The sequence below is a fragment of the Lentzea albida genome (assembly GCF_900111005.1).
Lineage (GTDB): Bacteria > Actinomycetota > Actinomycetes > Mycobacteriales > Pseudonocardiaceae > Lentzea > Lentzea albida.
In genome coordinates, this window is sequence record NZ_FOFV01000003.1 from 558,101 (window position 1) to 578,587 (window position 20,487).

Consider the following 20,487-nt stretch of genomic DNA (forward strand, 5'->3'; position numbering starts at 1 on the left):
TCCTAAGAGCTCCCAGAGCGCGAGGAATCCGGCAATGCCGATGAGTCCCCGTGTGAACGCACGCACTCGGTCACCCTAGAGAGTGGATCTCCAGTTCACAATGCGTGCTTGCTCAACTCCGGCTTGTTCCCACGCATCGCGTCGGTTCAGCAGACCTGCACGCGCTCCACTTCGCCGAAACTCTTCACCCATTCGGAGTCCGTGAGCCGCGCGCCGTCTTTTTCGCACATCCGCTTGATGATCCGGCCGGTGTCGAGGTCGTACGGCAGCAGTTCGGGATCCTGGCCCCCGCTGCGCACGAGGAAGTCCCGGTTCTGCGGCCGGTACACCGCGCGCGTCGAGGCGCCGTGCCCGACGACGTACGCGAGCCGGTCCGCCGGACGGTCGTTCGTGTAGAGCTGCTGCACCTCGAACACGTTGTCGCGCACCACGGCCACGCGGCCGTCGTCGGAGAACGTGACCCGCGCCCCGGCGCGCAACGCCGTGTCGAGCCGTGCGCGCAGCACGGGCGACTCGCTCGGCACGCGCTGCCACACCTCGACGACCGACTCCGGTGAGGAGTGCTCGAGGGCGAGCCAGCGCCCGTCCCCGCTGTAGGTGATGCCGCGGACGTAGACGTGCTGGGACAACGGCGGCGCGGCGGGCTCGACGGTGCCGCCGATGCTCCAGAACTCGACGGTCGTGGTACCGGCGGCCTTGTCCCAGCTACCGGTGGCGAGCTCGCGGCCGTCCTGGCTCAGCGCGACGGTCTCGGGGGCGCGCACCGGCATCGGCAGTTTCCGCGGCATGCGCGGATCGCTCAGGTCGTAGAGCTCCGCGTGCTCGGACTCGTCCGGCGTCGGCAGCCCGACGTCGACCGCGTCGCCGACCTTGCCGACGAGCCGCGACCCGTCCGCGCTGAGGTCGAGCGTGCGGAACCTGGCCGGCAGCGCCGTGAGGTACGTGATGTCGTTCGCGTCGTTGACGGCCCACAGGTGCTCTTGGCCGTTGTTGTCCTTCGTGATCGCACGGCGTTCGGCGAGCTTCACGACCCGGTGGCGGTCGGCGAACCTCTTGCCCGGCTCCGCCCTGTCCTCGTCGAGGCCCCACATCCGGTCGGTGCCGTCCTGGTCGGTGACCGCCGCCATCTCCCCGCGCGGGGCGACGACCACGTCCGCGTCGTCCGCGGGCGTGCCGGTGAACGGGATGCCGCGCGTGACCGCGCTCGAGAGCCGCAGGATCTTCTCGGCCTCGGCCGACGGGCTGACCTCGTAGCCGACCAGCGCGTACTTGTCCGCGTACGGACGCCGTTGCTCCAGCAGGGACTCGGACTGCGACAGCGCCTTGCCGCCGAGCTCCCGGTCGTGCAGCTCGGTGATCTTGCGTTCGTTCGAGAGCGCGTAGACGACCGTGCCGGGCACCAGCGCGATCAGCACGGCCACGACCGCGATCAACGCCGTCGAGCGGCGGGTCTCGCGCTTGGCGCTGATGTCGACGAACCGGCGTTCCTGGACCGTCAGGAAGTCGCCGAGCTCCTTGGCCCGGCGCAGCCGCACGCCCCGGTAGAGCGCCAGCGGGTCGCGGTCGCTCGCCTCCCACAGCTCGATCGCGGTGACGAGCTGCTGGTGCGTCCTGAGGGTGTCGCGTTCCTCGTCGATCCACGCGGCGAGCCTCGGCCAGCGCAGCGCGGCGTCGTGGGAGAGCTCTGCGCCGTCCTCGGTGAGCGTGACCAGCCTGGCCTTCACGACGAGGTCGAGCAGGTGCGCGTCCACGTCGGTCCTGCGGGTGCGGCGCTGCACGATCCCGTTGCGGGGCAAGGAGACGAGCCTCAGCAGGAACTGCCGGACCGCTCGCCGGTCGGCCTCGCCGAGCTCGGCGTAGAAGGCCTCCGCGCCCTGCGCGACGACGTGCTCGATGCCGCCGGTCTCCTCGAAGCCCGCGAGCGACAGCGTCATGCCGCGCTTGCGCCGCCACGTCTCGACCAGCACCTGCTGCACGAGCGGCAGCGCGTGCCGGTTCGCCGCGTCGGCGACCAGGCGCGCGATCACCGCGGTCTCGACGGTGGCCCCGATCTTCGCGGCGGGTTCGCTGATCGCGCGGCGCAGCTGGTCCGCGCTCATCGGTTCGACGGTGATCTCGGTGGCGTCGACGCCCGCGGCCCGCCAGCGCGCGTGGTGGTCGGCCCGGACGGACAGCACGACGTGGGGGCAGCGGGTGACGGCGGTGAGGAAGTCGTCCGCGTCCAGGGCCTTCTCGGCGTCGTCGACGAGCAGCACGAGGCCGGGGCGGTGCTGGCGGATCCGCAGCCGGAGGTGGTCGGGATCGCCGCGGAACTCCTCGGCCAACTGGTCGGCGGTCGTGCCCTCGAAGACACCGGCGAGGGCCTCGGCCAGGTCCCGCACCGGGTCGTGGCCCGGTGTGACGACCACGGCGTCGTCCAGGACGGGCTGCAGGCCGGCGCGCAGCAGCGACGTGCGGCCCGATCCGGAGGCGCCGACGACGACGGTGACGGGCGTGGCCCGGACCGACTCGACGATCTCGTCAACGAGGGACTCACGCCCGAAGAAGTGCTTCGCGTCGTGTTCGGTGAACGGCGCGTTGCCGGGGTACGGCGCGTTCGGCTGTGATGGCTGCGCGTGCTCGACGGCGAGCTCCCGCCAGCGCTTGGTCCACGGCGCGGGATCGGCCTCGCAGGCCCGCACGAACGCGAGCGTCAGCGCGAGCGAGGGCAGCTTGCGCCCGCCGGCCGCGTCGGACAACGCGGTCGGCGAGTAGTTCGCTCGCCGGGCCAGCTCGCGGTAGCTCGGTTTGCCCGCCTGGTCCCGCAGTCTGCGCAGGTCACCGGCGAACCGCAGCAACGCGGTGTCCTCCGGACCCAGCGGACGTTCCCCTCTTGGCATGCCGCCTCCCGGCCGGATTGTCCACCAGAGGTTCGCGCTCCGTCTAACGGGCCGCTAACCATCCACCATCATCCCGTGCGCTTCGTGATCGTTTCACCTCTCGCACGCTGCGACTTCAGTCACGACACGGTGGGGTGAAGTCGAGACCGGCGAAGTACTGGTCCCACTCCTCGCGGCTCATCCGCGGGATGGCCTGCTCGCAGATCCGGACGGCGGGCTCGCGCGGATCGGCGTTCCACAGCCGCACCGCCCGGTCCGCACCGCCCGTGACGACGTCACCGCTCTGGGGCGTCAGGCCGACCGCGGTGACCGGTCCGGCGTGGCCGCGCAGCAGCGCCTGCTCCACCGGTTCACCGTCGCCGAGCCGCCAGAGCCGCACCAGGCCGTCGTCAGTCGCGACGGCCAGCCGCCCGGCGCCGAGCCGGGCCGCCGTCACCTCGCCCCCGCCGGACGGGATCTCGGCGCGCAGGACGGGGTCGCGCGGATCGGTGGTGTCCCAGACGTGGACGGCCGTGCCCGCGGTGGTCAGGAGCGCGCCGTCGCCGGTGAACTGCGCCCCGCCGGCGAACTCCCTGGTCAGCGACAGGAGCTTGACGTCACGCGGGTCGGTCACGTCGGCCAGGTGCACGGCGTGGCCCGTGGTGACGGCGGCGAGGACCCCGCCGTCCTGGCGGAACGACAGGCCCGCGAGCGGTCCCAGGCCGAGCTGGGCCGTGGTCAGCAGCCGCGGGCGGTCGAGGCGCAGGTCCGTCCAGAAGCTCAGCGCGCCGTCCGCGTCGGTGGTGACGAGGGTGCCGCCCTGCCAGGCGATCGCGGCCGCGCGCACGGGGAGCACGGCGAGTTCGCGGGGTTTGCCGAGGGAGACGTCGACGACGTGCACGGTGCCGTCGTCGCTCGCGGACGCCATGAGGCCGCCGGTCGAGTCCATCGCGAGCGCCGTGACCGCGCCGGAGTGGCGGGTGGCGTCGTGGGAGGTGCGCGGGGACGGCAGGTCGTCCAGCGAGGTGAGCACGACGGTGCCGTCGCGGTGCCCGGTCGCAACTCGTTGCTGGGTCGGGCCGACCACGAGCGCGGTGACCTCGGACTGGGCCTCGCGCAGCACCTGCGACGGCACGTCCTCCTGCCGCAGCCCGTTGCGCGCCTGGGGCAGCGGCACGAGCCGGTAGGCGGCCAGCGCGATCTGCTGGGCCAGGGCGGGGTTCGTGGAGCGCAGTGCGGCGGCCTCGCCCACGGCCCTCAGGACGGCGGCGTTGGCGCGTTGCTCGTCGGCGGTCCTGGTGGCCTGCAGGGCGAAGGCGGTCGAACTGGCGGCGACGACCACGAGCGCGGCGAGGACGGCGAGCAGCTGGCGTTGGCGGCGGGTGCGTCTTCGGGCGCTGACCGAGACCTCCTCCTCCGCGGCCCGGCTGGCGGCGAGGAAGGCGCGTTCCTTCGCGTTCAGGGACAGTCCATCCGGGACGTTCGCCAGCCGGCGTCCGCGGAACAGCACGCCGGGGTCCCGGTCGAGCGACTCCCAGGTCCGCGTGGCGTCGGTGAGATCGCGCTGCGCCTTGATGTTCTCGCGTTCGTCCTCGACCCAGCGCTGGAGCGCGGGCCAGCCGCGGATCAGCGCCTCGTGCGCGAGTTCCACGCCGTCGCGGTCGATCACGACGAGCCGTGCCGCCGCCAGCGCGCCCAGCACCTCGTCGTCGGCCTCGAGCTCGGCCTGGGGCGCACGCCGTTTCGTGTCCTCGGCGGTGACGAGCCGCAGCAGGATCCGCCTGGCCTGCTCCTGCCCCCGCGGCGACAGGGCGTCGAAGACCTCCTGCGCGGTGCGGGCGACGGCGTGCTCGAGGCCGCCGACCTCCTCGTAACCGCTGAGCGTCAACGTCATGCCGCGCCGGTGCTGCCAGGTCTGCGCGAGCGCGTGCGACAACAACGGCAGCACGGCCGCCTGCCCGACCGCGTCGGCCATGAGCCTCGCCAGCAACGCCGTCTCGACCTTGGCGCCCACGACCGCGGCGGGTTCGGTGATCGCGAGCCGCAGCTCGTCCGGCGTCATGGGACCGAGCAGGACCTGCGCACCCGCGAGTGCCTCGACCAGGTCGGGGTGTTGCGCGCAGTGGCCGTAGTAGTCGGCGCGGACGCCGATGACGACCTTCTCGCAGCCGAGGAGCGCCGTGACGAGCCACCGGCGGAGCTCTTCGTTGCGGCACAACGTGAACAGCTCCTCGAACTGGTCCACGACCACGAGGTGCCCGTGCACCGCTCCCAGGCGCGACGGGTCCTTCAGCTCGTCGGCGAGCGCGACCGCGTCCCCTCCGGTGAGCCGGGCGAGCGCGACAGCGCACTCCTCCACCGGGTTCGCACCGGGCGTGAACAACAGGACCGGCCCGCGCGTGCGGGCGATGAGCCCGGCCCGCAGCAACGACGACTTCCCCACACCGGACGGTCCGAACAGGCCGGTGAGGCGGTTCCCGGTGCCCAGCAACTCGGCCGTCACGCGTTCGCGCCCGAAGAACCTCGGCGCGTCACCGGGCTGGAACATCGCGAGCCCCACGTACGGACTGTCGTTCGTCCCAGGGGGTTCCGACTCGGCCACGGCCCGCCACCGCCGCGCCCACTCCTCCGGATCACCGTCGCAGGCCTTCGCGTACGCCTTGGTCACCGCGAGGCTCGGCAGCTTCCGCCCGCCCGCCGCCTCCGACAACGCCGCGGCCGAGTAGTGCGCCCGCCGGCTCAGCTCCCGGTAGGTCGGGCTGCCCGCGCGCTCCCGCAGCCGGCGCAGATCCGCCGCGAACCGCAGCAGACCGCTCTCGCCCTCGTCGAGAGGGCGTTCCCGTCTCGGCATCCCGTCATTGTTCAGAGAACTTTGTTCAGCGGCCAACACATGACCGTGAACAACCCGTTCGCCCTAACGTCGGTGCAGACGCACCTTCACGGGGAAGACCCGGTGCTCGCGCCCCGAACCGGCGCCGGAGTGGCCGTGGGTGGCGACACGCGACGCCACCCACGGCTCACGCACTCCGGGTCCTACAAACCGACGAGCTTGTACAGCCCGCCGACCTCCTGGCGGTTCAGCACCCGCATCGAACCGGGGCGCTGGTTGCCGAGCGAGACCTCGCCGATCGCGACGCGCACCAGCGACTGCACCGGGTACCCGGCGGTCTCCAGCAGGCGGCGGACGATGTGCTTGCGGCCCTCGTGCAGCACGACCTCGACCAGGGCCTTGCCCGGCACCGCGCTGATGAGCTTGAAGGAGTCGACCTTGACCGGCCCGTCCTCCAGCTCGATGCCCGCCTTGAGCTTCTTGCCGAGACCCTTCTCGACCGGGCCGGGGACCTCGGCGAGGTAGGTCTTCTTGACGTTGTAGCTCGGGTGCATCAGGCGATGCGCGAGCTCACCGTCGTTCGTGAGCAGCAGCAGGCCCTCGGTCTCGGCGTCGAGGCGCCCGACGTGGAACAGCCGCTCCTTGCGGTTGCGCACCAGGTCGCCCACGCACGGGCGGCCCAGGTCGTCCTCCATCGTGGAGAGCATCCCGTACGGCTTGTTCAGCGCGAGCGTGACGACGTCCTCGCGGATCTGCACCCGCACGCCGTCGACGTGCACGACCGCCGTCTCGGGGTCGATCCGGCGACCCTGCTCGCGCACGACCTGGCCGTCGACCTGCACCCGCCCCTGCTCGATCAGCTCTTCGGAAGCGCGGCGCGAGGCGATCCCCGCCTGCGCGAGCACCTTCTGCAGGCGCACGCCCTCGTTCTCAGACATCGTCGATCGCATCCACTTCGGGCAGCAGCGGGGCAATTGGTGGCAGGTCGGCGAGCGACGACAGCCCCAACCGCTCCAGGAACAGTTCGGTCGTGCGGTACAGGATCCCACCCGTGTCGCTGTCGGTGCCCGTCTCCTCGATGAGCCCCCGTGCGACCAGGGTCCGGATCACACCGTCGACGTTGACGCCGCGAACCGCCGCGATCCGCGCCCTCGTCACGGGCTGCCGGTAGGCGATCACCGCGAGCGTCTCCAGGGCAGCGCGGGTGAGTTTCGCGCGCTGGCCGTCGAGCAGCAGCTTCTCCACGAACGGGGCGTACCGGTCCCGCGTGTAGAACCGCCAGCCGTCCCCCGCCCTGCGCAGGTCGATGCCACTGCCGGACTCGGTGTACCGGGTCGACAGTCTACGGAGTGCCTGCTTGACGCGCTTCACCGGCTGCTCGAGGGCGCTGCTGAGGGCGTCCTCGGCGATCGGGCTGTCGACCACCAGCAGCACGGACTCGAGGGCGGCCTCGAAGGTGGCGTCGTCGGAGAGGTCCGGGAGGCCGGAGTCCTCGATCGCCTCCTCGGGGGCGGCGGCGAGGAGCTGGGCCTCGAGGGTGGCGGCGTCCTCGGTGTCGGCGTCGGCCTCGGGGGCTTCGGGCTCGTCGAGCACGACGGCGGCGGGCGCGGCGTCGGACAGGGCCGCGTCCTCCCCCGACTCGGTCACGGGCGGCTCGGCCGCGGGTTCGCCGGCGGGCTCCTCCAGCACGACCGCGGCAGGCGCGGCGTCGTCCAGAGCGGCGTCGGCCGTCTCCTCCACCGCCCCGGCCCCGTCGAACGCCGGCCCCGGCTTCGCGACCTCCGCCGCGTCCGGCCCGACCAGTGGCTCGCTCATCCGCCGTAGTCCTCATCCTCGTCGCCGGCGTGCACCTGCGCCTGCGCGTCCTCCAACGTCCCGCCGACCCACGTCACCTGCAGCGGACCGAGCGGGTCCTCCTGCTCGAAGGCCAGCGACTTCTCCCGGTACAGCTCCAGCAGCGCGAGGAACCGCGCCACGACCTCCATGGTCTCGGTGCAGTCGGCGACGATCTCCGCGAACGACGCGGTGCCCTTCTCGATCAGCATCGCGCGCAGGACGTCCGCCGTCTCGCGGATCGACACGCGGTGCTGGTGGATGTGCGCCACCGACAGCGTGCGCTTCTGCTTGGGGCGGAAGGCGGCGGCCGCGATCAGGGCGAACCTGTCGGGCGTGACGCCGAGCATCACCTCGGGCAGCAGGCCCTCGAAGCGCGGTTCCAGGGACACCGAACGCGGGTAGCGGCGGTACGCGCCCTGTTCCAGCTCGGCGAACAGCGCGGCGACCTGCTTGTACGCGCGGTACTGGAGCAGACGCGCGAACAGCAGGTCGCGGGCCTCCAGCAGCGCGAGGTCGTCCTCGTCCTCCACGTCGCCGGTGGGCAGGAGCCGCGCGGCCTTCAGGTCCAGCAGGGTGGCGGCGATGACCAGGAACTCGGTGGTCTCGTCGAGGTCCCACTTGTCGCCCATGCCGCGGATGTGCGCGATGAAGTCGTCGGTGACCGTGTGCAGGGCCACCTCGGTCACGTCGAGCGTGTGCTGCGAGATCAGTTGCAGCAGCAGGTCGAACGGGCCCTCGAAGTTCGTGAGCCTGACCTTGAACTTGCCGTCGTCGACCTTCTCGACCTCAGGGGCGGCGACGCCGGCTGGAGCTTCCTCGGTCACTGCTCGCGCAACCTGCGTACCAGCAACGACTCCTCGCCGAGCGCTTCCAGGTCGTCGAGCACGATGGCGATCGCCTCGCGCACCACCCGGCCGCGGTCGACACCCAGCGAGTAGGACCCGCGCAGCGACAGGCGCGCCTGCTCCAGCGCCAGCAGTTCCTCGTCGGACACGTAGACCGTGATCTTCGTGGTGTGCTTGGTGCGGCCGGAACCGCGGCGCTGGACGGGCGCCTCCACGGACTCCGCCGACTCCGCGGTGTCCGTCGTCGCCGGAGCAGCGGTCAGCCTGAAGAGTTCCGCGGCGCCCGGCAGTGATGGGCGACGGTTCACCGGGCGATCACCTCGCGAGCCAGGGCGCGGTAGGCGTTGGCACCGGACGAGCGCGGCGCCCAGCGGGTGATCGGCTCGCCGGCCACGGTGGTCTCCGGGAAGCGCACCGTGCGGTTGATGACCGAGTCGAACACGATGTCGCCGAACGCCTCCACGACGCGGGCCATGACCTCGCGCGAGTGCAGCGTGCGCGGGTCGTACATCGTGGCGAGGATGCCGGTGATGTTGAGCTTGGGGTTCAAGCGTTCCTTGACCTTCTCGATGGTGTCGATGAGCAGCGCCACCCCGCGCAGCGAGAAGAACTCGCACTCCAGCGGGATCAGCACACCGTCCGCGGCCGCGAGGGCGTTCACCGTGAGCAGGCCGAGCGAGGGCTGGCAGTCGACCAGCACGTAGTCGTAGTGCTCGATCACGGGACGAAGGGTGCGCACGAGCGTGTGCTCGCGCCCCACCTCCGACACGAGCTGGATCTCGGCCGCCGACAGGTCGATGTTGCTCGGCAACAGGTCCATGTCGTCGACCATGGTCTTGCGGATCACGTCGGGAACGGCGGTGTCGTTCTCCATGATCACGTTGTAGATCGTCGTCTCGAGCTGGTGCGGGTGCACGCCGAGACCGACCGACAGCGCGCCCTGCGGGTCGAAGTCGACGAGCAGCACGCGGCGGCCGTACTCGGCCAGCGCCGCGCCCAGGTTGATGGTCGTCGTCGTCTTGCCGACGCCGCCCTTCTGGTTGCACACCGCCAGGATCTTCGCCGGGCCGTGGTGCAGCAACGGCGGCGGGTCCGGGATCGCGCGACGGGTTCTCCCCGTCGGGCCGATGCCGTCGACCTGCTCCGTGGCGACGTCGTCCACCGGCGCGGCGTGCGGGGCCAGGTTCAGGTCGGCACGGGGCGCGAAGGCGTGCTCCGGTGTCGACATGGCTGGCGTTCCCTCACTGGTCGTAGTCGTCTCTCCGGGCGCAGCGTAGGCCGCACCCGTGCGAGCGGCAACGCGCCTCGCCGAGGTTTGTCAAGACTTGGTCAGACAGCGACATCCGTTCGTGTTCGCCGGTCGGCGGCGGACAGCACCACGTCCAGCAGGCCCGGGAAGAGAAGGTCCAGGTCATCGCGGCGCAGCGACACCCAGCGCTGGTTGCCACGGCAGCGTGTTCGGGTGAGGCCGGCTTCGCGCAACACGCGCAGGTGCTGGGAGAGAGTCGACTTCGCCACGTCAACCTCGAAGGCCCCGCACAGGCGTTCGCCGCTCATCTGGATCTGGCGCACGACCGCGAGCCTCGTCGGGTCACTCAGCGCGTGCAGCACGGCGGCTAGATCAATGGCCTGTGGGGACGGCTCGTCCAAGTTCGGCACCTGCCCACCGTACCCGTGGAAGCCTCATGTTCCAGAGGCCCGAGGGTGCGCAGTTGCGTAGACCTCCCTCAAAGTCGTAACGGTTACCAGTGTGTACACCTGAGTGGTCGTAACGGATGCGTGCCCGAGGAGTTCCTGCACCACCCGAACGTCAGCACCCCCTTCGAGCAGATGGGTGGCGAACGAATGTCGCAACGTGTGGGGGGACACCGCGGCGGTGATCCCCGCGTCCTCCGCGGCGGTCTTCAGCACCGTCCACGCGCTCTGCCGGGACAACCTTCCGCCCCGTGCGTTCAAGAACAACGCGGGTGTGCCCCGTCCCTTCTCCGCCAACGCGGGGCGCGCCCGGACCAGGTAGGCGTCCACCGCGGCCAACGCCGGCCGCCCGACCGGGACCAGCCGCTGCTTGCCGCCCTTCCCGTCCAGCAACACCGTCCGCTCCGCCGCGTCGATGTCGTCGACGTCGAGCCCGACCACCTCGGAGATCCGGGCTCCCGTCGAGTAGAGCAACTCAAGGAGCGCCTTGTCCCTGAGGTTCCCCACGGTGTCCAGCAGCATGAGAACTTCATTGACGGGTAATGCTTTCGGCAACCTCTTCGGAGGCGAGGGCGGGTGCACGGCACGTGCGACGTCATGCGGCACAACGCCTTCGCGGTGTGCGAAGCGGTGCAACCCGCGCACGGCGACCAATGTGCGTGCGGCAGAAGAAGCTGCAAGCCCGCTCTCGCGCAACACGGCGAGGAACTCACTCACCTGCAACTCCGTCACGGCCGCAAGGTCCGTGACCCCCAGCGTTTCCAGGTGCTCGGTGTACCGGCGCAGGTCGCGCGTGTAGGAGTCGAGCGTGTTGCGGGCGGTGCCGCGTTCCACGGCGAGGTGGTCGAGATATGTCGCCACCAACTCAGAAATCACGTCAGGCCTGCCAAGACGATCTCCCCATCACGCGCGTTGACGCCCATGGCCAAGGCGGGGTCTTCCGCCACGGCACGCTCAAAACCCTTGTCCGCCAACGCGATGACGTACGGCAGCGTCACGTTCGTGAGCGCGTACGTCGACGTGTTCGGCACGGCACCGGGCATGTTCGCGACGCAGTAGAACACGGACTCGTGCACGCGGTAGGTAGGTGCGTCGTGCGTCGTCGGCCGCGTGTCCTCGAAACAGCCGCCCTGGTCGACCGCGATGTCCACGAGCACGCTGCCCGGCCGCATCCGCGACACGAGCTCGTTGCTGACGAGTTTGGGCGCCTTCGCACCGGGCACCAGCACCGCGCCGACGACGAGATCGGCCCAGCGGCAGGCCTTCTCGACCTCGTAGGCGTTCGACGCGATCGTCTGCAGGTGCCCGCGGTAGGTGAAGTCGATCTGCCGCAACCGGTTCACGTTCGTGTCGAGCACGACGACCTCGGCCTGCATGCCGACGGCCATCGTCGCCGCGTTCATCCCGGCGACGCCCGCGCCGATCACCGCGACCTTGCCCGCGGCGACACCGGGCGCGCCACCGAGCAGCACCCCGCGCCCACCTTGGGCCCGTTCCAGGCAGTGCGCGCCGACCTGGGCCGCCATCCGCCCGGCGATCTCGCTCATGGGCGCCAGCAACGGCAACGACCCGTCCGCCAGCTGCACGGTCTCGTACGCGATGGCGGTGATCCCCGACTCCAGGATCGCCGCGGTGCACGCCGGCGACGCCGCCAGGTGCAGGTAGGTGAACAGCACCTGCCCGCGCCGCAGGCGGTGGTACTCGGGCTCGATCGGCTCCTTGACCTTCAGGACCAGGTCAGCGGTTCCCCACACCTCGTCGGCGGAGGGGACGATCCGCGCGCCCGCCGCCGCGTACTCCTGGTCGGGGAACGACGAACCGGCGCCGGCGTCCCGCTCGACGACGACGGAGTGTCCGCGGCGCACCAGTTCGACCACTCCGGCGGGCGTGATGGCCACGCGGTACTCGTGGTTCTTGATCTCCTTTGGGACACCGACCAGCATCGTCGCAGCGTATTCCCGATATGGATCTCCTGCATCGGATACCGTTCTCAGCCGTGTCAGAAGCATTCGGGCCGGAGCAGCAGCGCATCGGCAACCAGCAGCGCGAAGAGGCGATCACCGCCCTGAACGACCACTTCGCGATGGCGCGGCTCGACATCGGCGAGTACCAGGAACGCGTGAACCGCGCGTCCGGCGCGCAGAGCTACTTCGAGCTCGCCGAGCTGTTCCGCGACCTCCCGCAGCCGCACCCGCCGTTCCTCGCGCCGCCCTCGGTGCCGTTCGCCGCCGTGCCCCCGCCCCAGCCGACGCAGCCGTACTACCCGCCGCCCACCGGCCCGCAGTACGCGGTCCCGCCGCCCCCGCCCGGCATGATCCCGCCGGGCTACGGCACCCCGGGAGCGCCGTACGGCTTCGACCCGATCACCGGCGTTCCGCTGTCGGACAAGTCGAAGATCGCCGCGGGCGTGCTGCAGCTGTTCCTGGGCGGCTTCGGCGTGGGCCGCTTCTACACCGGCCACGTCGGCATCGGCATCGCCCAGCTGCTGACCTGCGGCGGGTGCGGTGTCTGGGCGCTGGTCGACGGGATCATCCTGCTGGTCAGCGGCGGCACGGACGCCCAGGGCCGCAAGCTGCGGGACTAGATCCCGGCGAGGTTCCGTCCCACGCCCCACAGAGCCGCCACGACGAGAACGGCGACACCGGCCGACTTCGGCACGGATCGTCGTTCGCCGGTCCACCGATCACGCGTCCACCGCGAGAACAGCCACACGGCCAGAGGCACGCCCAAGGCGAGCATCACGGCGTTGAAGTGGAACGCGCTGACGACGTCCCCGTGCAGCAACGCGTGCAGCATGCGCGTCACCCCGCAGGCGGGGCAGTTGAGCCCCGTCAGCCAGTTGAACGGGCACTTCGGCAGCAGGTTGCCGGGCTTGTTCGGGTCGACGAACTGCAGCACCACCACTCCGGCCGCGCCGAGCGCGAGAACGCCGAAGGGCGCCTTCAACCGTCCGAAGGCGCCCTTCACCGTCTGCATGGTGTCCAACCTACTTCTTGCGCGCGGCGAACCGGGTCGGCTTGTCGCGGAAGGGCGCGTCGGCCGGACGCGGTTCGGCCCGGCCCTCCAGCACCTCGCGGGCCGCGAGCAGCCCGGCGACCGCCGACGAGTTCACGATCTCGCCCGAGAGCACCATCCGCACGGCCTCGTCGATCCCGAAGCGGTGGACCTCCAGGTCCGCCTCCTCCTCGCCCTGCACGTCGCGGTCGACGTCGGAGAGCTCCCGCGCCAGGAACACGCGCACGACCTCATCGGTGAACCCCGGCGACGCGGCCGTGTCGACCAGCGCGTCCCAGCGCGCGGCGTCGAGCCCGACCTCCTCGGCCAGCTCGCGGCGGGCGCCGACGACCGGCTCCTCGCCGTCGTGGTCGAGCAGACCGGCGGGCAGCTCCCACAGGTGCCTGCCCAGCGCGTGCCGGTACTGGTGGATCAGCACGACCTGGCCCGCGTCGTCGACGGCCACGACCGCGACGGCGCCCATGTGCTCGACGATCTCGCGCTTGGCCGTGCCGCCGCCGGGCATCTCGACCTCGTCGATCCGCAGCGCGACGACCCGTCCGACGTGCACGTCCTCGCTGGAGACCGTGCGGAAGTCGTGGCGCGTCACTTCGACGCGCCCGCGGTCAGCGGGAGGCGGTCGGCCACCCGGTAGTCGATCGCGGCCTTCACGAACGCCGCGAACAGCGGGTGCGGCTTCGTCGGGCGCGACTTGAGCTCGGGGTGCGCCTGCGTGCCCGCGTAGAACGGGTGCACGTCGGCGGGCAGCTCGACGAACTCGACCAGGCGGCCGTCCGGCGACGTGCCGGAGAAGACCAGGCCGGCGTCGGCGAGCTTGCCCCGGTACGCGTTGTTGACCTCGTAGCGGTGGCGGTGGCGCTCGGAGACCTCGGTGGCGCCGTACGCGGACGCGACCACCGAACCGGGCGTGAGCTTCGCGATGTACGCGCCGAGGCGCATCGTGCCGCCCATGTCGCGCTGACCGGCGACGACGTCCTGCTGGTCGGCCATCGTGGAGATGACCGGCGTGCCGCCCTCTTCGAACTCACTCGAGTTCGCGTCCTCGATGCCCGCGAGGTTGCGCGCGGCCTCGATGACCATGCACTGCAGGCCGAGGCACAGGCCCAGCGTCGGCACACCGCGCGTGCGGGTGTACTTCAGCGCGCCGAGCTTGCCCTCGATGCCGCGCACGCCGAAACCGCCGGGGATCAGCACGCCGTCCATGCCGGACAACGCGCGTGCGGCGCCCTCGGGCGTCTGGCACTCGTCCGACGGCACCCACTTGATCTCGACCTTGGCGTGGTGGGCGAACCCGCCCGCGCGCAGCGCCTCGGTGACCGACAGGTAGGCGTCCGGCAGGTCGACGTACTTGCCGACCAGGGCGATCTTCACCGTCTCGGACGGGTTGTGCACCCGCTCCAGCAGGTCGCCCCACACCGTCCAGTCGACGTCGCGGAACGGCAGGTCGAGGCGGCGCACGACGTACGCGTCGAGGCCCTCGGCGTGCAGCACCTTCGGGATGTCGTAGATCGACCGCGCGTCGACGGCCGCGACGACGGCGTCGGTGTCGACGTCGCACATCAGGCCGATCTTGCGCTTGAGCGAGTCCGGGATCTCCCGGTCCGCGCGGCACACGATCGCGTCGGGCTGGATGCCGATGTTGCGCAGCGCAGCGACGGAGTGCTGCGTCGGCTTGGTCTTCAGCTCACCGCTCGGCGCCAGGTACGGCACCAGGCTGACGTGCAGGAAGAAGACGTTGTCACGGCCGACGTCGTGACGCACCTGGCGGCACGCCTCGAGGAACGGCAGCGACTCGATGTCACCGACCGTGCCGCCGACCTCGGTGATGACCACGTCCGGCGTGACGCCGTCGGCGTCCGGCTCGGCCATCGCCCGGATGCGGCGCTTGATCTCGTCGGTGATGTGCGGGATCACCTGGACCGTGTCGCCCAGGTACTCGCCGCGCCGCTCCTTGGCGATCACCTCGGAGTACACCTGGCCGGTGGTGACGTTGGCTTCGCCGCTCAGGTCTCGCGCGAGGAACCGCTCGTAGTGGCCGATGTCGAGGTCCGTCTCCGCGCCGTCGTCGGTCACGAAGACCTCGCCGTGCTGGAACGGGTTCATCGTGCCGGGGTCCACGTTCAGGTACGGGTCGAGCTTCTGCATCGTTACCCGCAGGCCGCGCGAGGTGAGCAACTGGCCGAGGCTGGAGGCCGTGAGCCCCTTGCCCAGGGAGGAGGCGACGCCTCCCGTGACGAAGACGTGCTTGGTCGTACGTGCCTGCTGCACCAACGGGGCTCCCGTGAAAATCGTGGGGGCCGAATCCCCCTATCCACGGGCCATAACGCTAACACGCCGCCGGTCACTCAGCGCACCACGACCCGGCACATCACATCACCCGATCGGCGCAGCGAGGGGTTTTGCCGAACTTCCCCCGGCACGGCCCGACATCAGGAAAAGTTGTCACGTGACCTTCGACGTGGCAGGGGAAGCCGCAAAAGTCGTGCGCGACCGCTCGGCGGCGTGGCGGTTCATCGAGGGTTTCGCGGCCGCGTGGGCCGAGCCGATCGAGGCGTGGGACGGCTGGAACCACGCCGACCTGAACGCCGCCGAGGACCGGCTGGGCGTGCGGCTGCCGGACGCGGTGCGCGACGCCTACGCGTTGTTCGGCAAGCGCCCGGACCTCACGAGCAACCAGGACTGGCTGCTCACCCCGAGCGAACTGCGGCTCGACGGCGAGGTCGTCGTGTTCCGCAGGGAGATCCACTCCGTCACCTCGTGGGGAGCGGCCCTCGACGACCCCGACCCCGCCGTCGTGCACGCGACGGAACGCGGCTGGGAACCGTGGCTGCCGCACTTCTCCGCCGCCTGCGTCGAGCTGGTGCTGTCGGAGGCGCTGTTCCGCGACGGGGCCGTGACAGCGGACAGGGAGACGTCCGCGGCGGACGTCTCCCTGCTCGAAGACCACTTCGCCCTGCTGCCGCTGCACGGTCCCGGCACCCGCTGGTTCGTCAGCGACGACCTGATCGTGCGCGAGGACGACGGCGAGTGGCTCTGGGCCCGTGCCCGCACACCGGAGTCGCTGGAGCTGCTGACCCGGTGGCTTCCCGGTGAGTGGGCGACGGACTAGGTCCTTCCTGGCCGGCCCTGGGTGCCCGGTCAGCCCTGGGTGCCCGGCGAGGACGCCTCGGCGTTGCCCGCCACGCCGTACCGGCCGGAGCGGCCCTCCAGCTGTTCGCGCAGCGCCATCACCACGACGACCTGGCCCGCCGGGGTGTCGGAGTTGTCCACCGTGGACAGGATCGAGGTCGCGGCGGTGTCCGCGCGGACCACGCCGATCGCCCCCGTGCCGTTCGCCGAGCCGTTCGCTCCGGCCAGCACGACGCCCGCGCCGGACCGGTCGAGCTGGGTGGCGAACCGCGCGACCGTCGAGGCCCTGTCCGCCGCCGAGTCGCCGATCGCGGCACCGCCGGTCAGCACGATCGCGAGCTGCGCCGGCTTCACGCCCGAGGTCGCCTTCACGAACCCCGCGTTGGTGAGGCCGGACAGCGCGGACGCCATCTCGTCGGCCGTGGCCTGCGGCTGGTTGTTGGTGGGGTTGAGCAGCAGCAACGTCCCGAAGAGACCACCGGCGCGGGTGCCGGGGTCCACGGCCGTGGGCAGCTGGGAGCCGGCGGGCTGCAGCCGTGCCACGAGGTCGCGCAGCTGGTCACCGCGCGACGGGTCGGCGAACGCGTCGGTCAGCTGGACCTCGCCGGTGACCGTGGCGCTCGCGGCCTTCAGCAGCCCGGTGAGGGCGTCCCGGTCGGCCGGGCGCGCGTCCGCGGTGGTGACGATGACGACCGTGCGGTCGGTGAGCCTCTCCTTCACGGCCAGCGGGCCGACCGACGTCGCGAACTCGTCGGCCTCGGTCAGCTTGGCGTTCAACGCGTTGCGGTCGTTCTGCAGGTCGTTCACCTGCTGTGCCAACGTGTTCTTCTCGTCGCTCAGCCCCGACAGCAGCCGCCCGCTGATCGCGGTCGACCCCAGCACGACACCGACCGCCAGCGCGAGGAACACCGCGGTGATCGAAACTATGTGGTAGCGCAACGTGATCACGTGAACAACCCCTTGAACCAGTTGACGACGGAGTGCCAGCCGTCGACCGCGATGTCGACGTAGACGTGACCGACGCCGGACACCGCCAGCGCCGCCGCCATGGCGACGATCGCGGCGGTCACCAGCAGGACGATCACGCCCAGCGAGACCCGGCTGCGGTGCAGGGTCGCGACGGCCTCCCCGTCGACGAGCTTGCTGCCGAGCTTCAACCGGGTGAGGAACGTGGAGGGGTTGGAACCGGAGTGCCCGCGGTCGAGGAACTCGCGCAGCGTCGCGCGCAGCCCCACCGTGACGACCAGGGACGCCCCGTGTGCCTCGGCGAGCAGCAACGCGAGGTCCTCCGCGTTGCCCGAAGCGGGGAAGGTGACGGCGCCGATGCCGAGGTCCTGGATCCGCTGCAGGCCGGGCGCGTGGCCGTCGGTCTGCGCGGGCACGACCACCTCGGAGGCCGCGCGCAGGGACGCGGTGCCGATGCCGTCGGGGTCGCCGACGACGATGTCCGGCTTGAGCCCGGCGTCGTGCAGCGTGTCCGCGCCCGTGTCGACGCCGATCAGCACCGGCCGGTACTCGCGGATGTACTTGCGGAGCTTGCGCAGCTCCTCGGCGTGCGACGGGCCACCGGCGACGACGAGCACCTGCCGGTCGCGCATCGCCACGTAGACCTCGGGCACGCCGACGCCGTCGAGCACCAGCGCGCGTTCACGGCGCAGGAACTCGATGGTGTTGGCGGAGAAGGCTTCCAGCTGCGCCGACATGCCGGCCTTCGCCTCGATCATCGCGTCGGCGATGCTCTCGGCGTCCTGCTCGACGCCCTTGGCGAGCTCGCGTTCCCCGGCGTACACGACACCTTCGTGCAGCCGGATCTTCGTGCCTTCCTTGATCTCGCGCAGCGCGACGGCGCCGACGTCGTCGATCAGCGGGATGCCCGCCTCGATCAGCAGTTCCGGACCGAGGTTGGGAAAGCGCCCCGAAATGGACGGCGAGGCGTTCACGACGCCGACGACCTCGGCCGCGACGAGCGCCTCCGCGGTGCGCCGGTCGAGGTCGACGAGGTCCATGACAGCGACGTCACCGGCACTCACGCGCCGAACCAGGTCGCTCGCGCGCCGATCAACCCGCGCGACGCCCGTGACACCGGGAAGTTCGTGGTTGGTGCGGCTCAGCAGCCCGGAAAGCTTCATGGGCCGATAGTGACCCACGGTGTGGACGTGACAGGTGAGGCACGCCGGGCGATTCCAGGTGGTCAGTCGTCGGGGTGAATTACCACACCGGCGAACGCGACGACCACCGCGGTCATGAGGACCCAGACACCGTTGCCGAAACCGGCTTGCAGCGCGGGATCGATCGCGATGTTGCCCTCCTGGTGGAAGCTGATCGCGTTCAGCAGGTACACGAACAACATCCCGGTGGCACCCGCGAGCCCGGCGGCTCCGGCATACGCGACCTTCCGCCATCTCATCCCGGCCAGCACGGCAGCGGCGGCCACCACGACCGGGATGCCGAACAACGGCCCGTGCTCGTCCTTCGTGGCACCGAACTGCGTGCTCCACCCGGTGGTGACGTACGCGGTCTGCGGCTGCCCGGGAGCAAGCCTGATCAAGAGCTCGGAGAACGGCAGGAACGTCGCCCCGACCGCCGCCGCGGCGGCCAGCCCGAGCAGGACCAGCCCGAGAACCCTCCTCACGCCGCCTCCCTCTGCGCGGCAACGGCCCCCGCGAGCGCCACCAGCGTTCCCACCACGAGGAACACCAGCCCGAACCCGACCGCGAAGTCCCCCTGCTGCTCGACGGCGTGCCCGCGCTCGGACACCACGAGCGCCCCGATCACGCCGACGGCCCCGACCTGCCCGGCCGCACCGGCGAGTGCCGCGCGGGTGATCCACACCCCGGCCACGAGCAGCAGCACCGTCACCACGACCGGCACCCCGTACCAGGGCGACAGCTCACCGGCCGGCCAGTCGCCGGGCTTGTTCAGGATCTCGGTGCCCCAGGCCCTGACCACGACCTCGACGCCACCGGCGTAGGCCGTGGAGTACCACGGCAGCACCATCGCCGTGGCCGTCAGCACCACGCCCACCGCGATCAGCGCCACCGCGGTGGCTCTCCCGATCACCGCGTCTCCCGCTGCTCGTCCTGGGGAAGGGCGATCCCGAAGGGCGGTGTGTCCTCGTCCGCGTCGAGCTGGTGCACGACCACCCCGTCCTCGTCCGCCACTGCGGGTCCCACCGGCTCGGGGTGGCGCTGCTGCGCGAGCACCGCGCCCGCCAGTCCGATGATCGCGGCGGCGACCAGCAGGTACATGCCGCCGTGGTAGACCAATTGCTGCCTGGGTGCGGGCGGCTCGTCGGCGACGACCCGCGTCAGCGAGTACACCTGGCCCACGTAGAGGAGCACGACGCCGCTCAGCAGGCCGGCCGCACCTGCCGCGAGCGGCCGTCCGATGAACGCGGTCCTGTCCCGCAGCAACAGCACCACGGCTGCCGCGACGACCAGCGCCGCGATGACCACGGGCCATCCGGCGGCGTAGAACGCGGGCTGATGGCGAACAGTGGCGGACGGCTCCGACGACGTGGTCCACAGCGTGGTGGTGATCGTCAGACCGGGCCCGAAGTCCTTGTACACACTGCTGAACGTGGGTTGGAACGACGCGACGACGGCCAGCACCGCCCCCAGCACGAGCAGGATGCCGGCGATCCGGCGGCGGTCAGTCATCCTTCGGCTCCACGATCACCGGGTACCCGTACGGCGGCGTGTCGGTGTCGTCAGCCTCGTCGTCGATCTGGTGGATCACGGCCCCCTCACCGGCGTCGGCGGACCTGTCCGCCCTGGGCAACTCCTGGTGCAACACCGCCGACACCACACCGATCCCGGCGGCCACGATCAGCAGGGTGACCCCGTCGCCCTGCTCCACCTCGATGGGCACGCGGGCGTCGAGCTCACCGAGCCGGTCCACCACACCCCGCACCTGGGAGACGGCGGACCACACGACCCCGGCCAGCACCCCGGCCCCGAGCAGCGTCGCCACCCTCATCGCCGGGACCCGGAACGCCAGCACAGCGGCCAGTGCCATGACGAGCGCCGCACCGACGGCCGGCTCCCCGAACTCGAGGGCCTGCAGCAGCAGGATGTCGCGGAAGTCGTCGCGCTCCACCACCCACGCGGTGGACTCGAAGCGCAACGTACGGCCGTTGGCCAGGACCTGCACCGAGTACGCGGGCAGGAAGGTCGACGCCACGGCCAGACCGGCCGCGACCAACACCAGCACCGCCCCGAACACCCGGCGCGTGGTCAAAGATCCGGTCACGCTCCCATCATGCCGAACCCCGCGGGGA

Annotated in this window: 21 protein-coding genes; 2 read left to right on the forward strand and 19 right to left on the reverse strand. The window is 71.1% G+C overall.

Features of this window, described 5'->3' with window-relative positions; translation table 11 throughout:
• Nucleotides 1–146: 146 nt before the first annotated feature.
• From BMY74_RS11710 to ald, 10 genes are all read right to left on the reverse strand, one after another.
• A complete protein-coding gene (locus BMY74_RS11710; RefSeq protein WP_089914089.1) occupies nucleotides 147–2,879 on the reverse strand; it encodes an nSTAND1 domain-containing NTPase in 2,733 nt (910 codons plus the stop codon).
• A gap of 115 nt (nucleotides 2,880–2,994) precedes the next feature.
• Nucleotides 2,995–5,709, reverse strand: a complete 2,715-nt coding sequence (locus BMY74_RS11715; protein ID WP_089914091.1) for an nSTAND1 domain-containing NTPase — start codon at nucleotides 5,707–5,709, stop codon at nucleotides 2,995–2,997.
• A gap of 182 nt (nucleotides 5,710–5,891) precedes the next feature.
• Entirely contained in the window at nucleotides 5,892–6,626 is a 735-nt protein-coding gene (locus tag BMY74_RS11720; protein WP_089914094.1) for a pseudouridine synthase, read from the reverse strand.
• Nucleotides 6,619–7,503 carry an SMC-Scp complex subunit ScpB gene (scpB, locus tag BMY74_RS11725; protein ID WP_089914097.1) on the reverse strand — a complete coding sequence of 295 codons (885 nt, stop codon included), beginning with the start codon at nucleotides 7,501–7,503 and terminating at the stop codon, nucleotides 6,619–6,621. Before scpB ends, BMY74_RS11720 begins: the two co-directional genes overlap by 8 nt.
• Nucleotides 7,500–8,348 carry a segregation and condensation protein A gene (locus BMY74_RS11730; RefSeq protein ID WP_089914100.1) on the reverse strand — a complete coding sequence of 283 codons (849 nt, stop codon included), beginning with the start codon at nucleotides 8,346–8,348 and terminating at the stop codon, nucleotides 7,500–7,502. Before BMY74_RS11730 ends, scpB begins: the two co-directional genes overlap by 4 nt.
• Complete coding sequence (locus BMY74_RS11735) at nucleotides 8,345–8,677, reverse strand: hypothetical protein (RefSeq protein ID WP_089914103.1); 333 nt, start codon at nucleotides 8,675–8,677, stop codon at nucleotides 8,345–8,347. The genes BMY74_RS11730 and BMY74_RS11735 overlap by 4 nt, the downstream gene beginning before the upstream one ends.
• Nucleotides 8,674–9,597, reverse strand: a complete 924-nt coding sequence (locus BMY74_RS11740) for a ParA family protein (protein WP_089914106.1) — start codon at nucleotides 9,595–9,597, stop codon at nucleotides 8,674–8,676. Before BMY74_RS11740 ends, BMY74_RS11735 begins: the two co-directional genes overlap by 4 nt.
• Nucleotides 9,598–9,698: 101 nt before the next feature.
• Entirely contained in the window at nucleotides 9,699–10,028 is a 330-nt protein-coding gene (locus BMY74_RS11745; RefSeq protein ID WP_089914109.1) for an ArsR/SmtB family transcription factor, read from the reverse strand.
• A 24-nt stretch (nucleotides 10,029–10,052) separates the two neighbouring features.
• A complete protein-coding gene (xerD, locus tag BMY74_RS11750) occupies nucleotides 10,053–10,928 on the reverse strand; it encodes a site-specific tyrosine recombinase XerD (protein WP_177229704.1) in 876 nt (291 codons plus the stop codon).
• An 8-nt stretch (nucleotides 10,929–10,936) separates the two neighbouring features.
• Nucleotides 10,937–12,007 (reverse strand): alanine dehydrogenase, encoded by a 1,071-nt coding sequence (gene ald, locus BMY74_RS11755; protein WP_089914112.1) that lies wholly within the window; start codon nucleotides 12,005–12,007, stop codon nucleotides 10,937–10,939.
• Nucleotides 12,008–12,060: 53 nt separating this feature from the next.
• On the opposite strand from ald, the gene BMY74_RS11760 reads away from it, so the two are divergent.
• The gene (locus tag BMY74_RS11760) at nucleotides 12,061–12,648 is read left to right on the forward strand and encodes an NINE protein (RefSeq protein ID WP_245786051.1); all 588 of its coding nucleotides are present in this window, start codon (nucleotides 12,061–12,063) and stop codon (nucleotides 12,646–12,648) included.
• On the opposite strand, the gene BMY74_RS11765 is transcribed toward BMY74_RS11760, so the two are convergent.
• From BMY74_RS11765 to BMY74_RS11775, 3 genes are read right to left on the reverse strand one after another with little or no spacing between them, the layout of a single operon-like run.
• Nucleotides 12,645–13,040 carry a DUF2752 domain-containing protein gene (locus BMY74_RS11765; protein WP_089914353.1) on the reverse strand — a complete coding sequence of 132 codons (396 nt, stop codon included), beginning with the start codon at nucleotides 13,038–13,040 and terminating at the stop codon, nucleotides 12,645–12,647. The two genes, BMY74_RS11760 and BMY74_RS11765, sit on opposite strands and share 4 nt — an antisense overlap.
• A gap of 10 nt (nucleotides 13,041–13,050) precedes the next feature.
• On the reverse strand, nucleotides 13,051–13,668 hold the full coding sequence (locus BMY74_RS11770; RefSeq protein WP_177229695.1) for an NUDIX domain-containing protein: 618 nt from the start codon (nucleotides 13,666–13,668) through the stop codon (nucleotides 13,051–13,053).
• Nucleotides 13,665–15,347, reverse strand: a complete 1,683-nt coding sequence (locus tag BMY74_RS11775) for a CTP synthase (RefSeq protein WP_371927582.1) — start codon at nucleotides 15,345–15,347, stop codon at nucleotides 13,665–13,667. The genes BMY74_RS11770 and BMY74_RS11775 overlap by 4 nt, the downstream gene beginning before the upstream one ends.
• A gap of 178 nt (nucleotides 15,348–15,525) precedes the next feature.
• On the opposite strand from BMY74_RS11775, the gene BMY74_RS11780 reads away from it, so the two are divergent.
• Nucleotides 15,526–16,188, forward strand: a complete 663-nt coding sequence (locus tag BMY74_RS11780) for a hypothetical protein (RefSeq protein ID WP_089914120.1) — start codon at nucleotides 15,526–15,528, stop codon at nucleotides 16,186–16,188.
• Between the two features lie 29 nt (nucleotides 16,189–16,217).
• Here the strand turns inward: BMY74_RS11780 and BMY74_RS11785 are convergent, their stop codons facing one another.
• The 6 genes from BMY74_RS11785 to BMY74_RS44965 all read right to left on the reverse strand — a co-directional run bounded on the left by BMY74_RS11785 (nucleotide 16,218) and on the right by BMY74_RS44965 (nucleotide 20,459).
• Nucleotides 16,218–17,156 carry a copper transporter gene (locus BMY74_RS11785; protein WP_089914123.1) on the reverse strand — a complete coding sequence of 313 codons (939 nt, stop codon included), beginning with the start codon at nucleotides 17,154–17,156 and terminating at the stop codon, nucleotides 16,218–16,220.
• Nucleotides 17,153–18,337, reverse strand: a complete 1,185-nt coding sequence (steA, locus tag BMY74_RS11790; RefSeq protein ID WP_089914126.1) for a putative cytokinetic ring protein SteA — start codon at nucleotides 18,335–18,337, stop codon at nucleotides 17,153–17,155. Before steA ends, BMY74_RS11785 begins: the two co-directional genes overlap by 4 nt.
• Before the next feature lie 62 nt (nucleotides 18,338–18,399).
• Complete coding sequence (locus tag BMY74_RS11795; RefSeq protein ID WP_089914129.1) at nucleotides 18,400–18,840, reverse strand: hypothetical protein; 441 nt, start codon at nucleotides 18,838–18,840, stop codon at nucleotides 18,400–18,402.
• Nucleotides 18,837–19,268, reverse strand: coding sequence for a hypothetical protein (locus BMY74_RS44955; RefSeq protein WP_177229696.1), 432 nt, complete (start codon nucleotides 19,266–19,268; stop codon nucleotides 18,837–18,839). Before BMY74_RS44955 ends, BMY74_RS11795 begins: the two co-directional genes overlap by 4 nt.
• Entirely contained in the window at nucleotides 19,265–19,867 is a 603-nt protein-coding gene (locus tag BMY74_RS44960; protein WP_089914132.1) for a hypothetical protein, read from the reverse strand. Before BMY74_RS44960 ends, BMY74_RS44955 begins: the two co-directional genes overlap by 4 nt.
• Nucleotides 19,860–20,459 carry a hypothetical protein gene (locus tag BMY74_RS44965; RefSeq protein ID WP_177229697.1) on the reverse strand — a complete coding sequence of 200 codons (600 nt, stop codon included), beginning with the start codon at nucleotides 20,457–20,459 and terminating at the stop codon, nucleotides 19,860–19,862. Before BMY74_RS44965 ends, BMY74_RS44960 begins: the two co-directional genes overlap by 8 nt.
• Nucleotides 20,460–20,487: the final 28 nt, after the last annotated feature.